Origin of the sequence: Campylobacter concisus, from assembly GCF_002914195.1 — a bacterium.
Taxonomy (GTDB): domain Bacteria; phylum Campylobacterota; class Campylobacteria; order Campylobacterales; family Campylobacteraceae; genus Campylobacter_A; species Campylobacter_A concisus_M.
Genome location: NZ_PPAU01000142.1, coordinates 1 through 875 on the forward strand (window position 1 = coordinate 1; position 875 = coordinate 875).

Annotated in this window: 1 pseudogene; it reads left to right on the forward strand. The window is 34.6% G+C overall.

What is annotated here, in order from left to right:
• A pseudogene (locus CYP28_RS10140) lies at positions 1-170 on the forward strand (efflux RND transporter permease subunit); the annotation flags it as partial.
• Positions 171-875: the final 705 nt, after the last annotated feature.

Here is an 875-nt window from a genome sequence, read left to right on the forward strand (position 1 = left end):
CATTTATGGAGGGCTTTGTTGGCGTTATACAAAAGCAGTTTGCGCTAACACTTGTTGTCGCCGTTTGTATCTCAGGCTTTGTCGCTCTTACGCTTACGCCAGCGCTTTGTGCGGTTATGCTTAAAAAGCAAGAGAACAAGCCATTTGAAAAAATAAAAAAACTTTCCAACTTAACAAAAATAGCCCATATTGCAACGCTTAAATTTTTCTTTAGATACATATCACCTAATCAGAGTGAAGCACTAAGGATAGAGAATGTCCTATCAGAGTATAAGTTTAAAGCCAATAACAACGGCAAACAAATAGACATATATATGAACGAAAATGAACGCAAGGCTATTTTAAGCCAAGCCGAAAGAGAGCTTATTAAAAATCCTGAGCGAAAAAATAAAAAAGAATATAGAAATTCGCTACTGGTAAAGCTTGTCTTAAAAAGCGGACTTAGGTTAAATGAAGTCTTGCCACTACGATTTTGTGACTTTCAAGAGAGTGGCGAGAAAGATTTTTATGCTGTAAGCATAAAGATAAAAGAAGATGAGTATGAAAAAATTTGCATTGCAAAGAGCATTGCTGAAGAAGATTTTGAAATATTATCAACCTTTTATAACCCTGAAGACTATATTTTTAGTAGCGGCAAAGGGGACAAGCCGATGGCTGTGGAGTCTGGTTACAATATTTTAAATAAAGCATACCAAAAATGTGGAATAGACAATATTCGTAGCAGAAAGAAAAAGGACAAAGAGATTAATAATATACAAGGCAGCCAAGGGAAGACTGCCTAAGTTAAGGTGTTTTCGTTCTAGGAGTTGAAATTATATCTTATTTTTTTAACAAAAAGTTCTTTTCTTTATTTTCAAGATAGGTCTGTTTCAGAG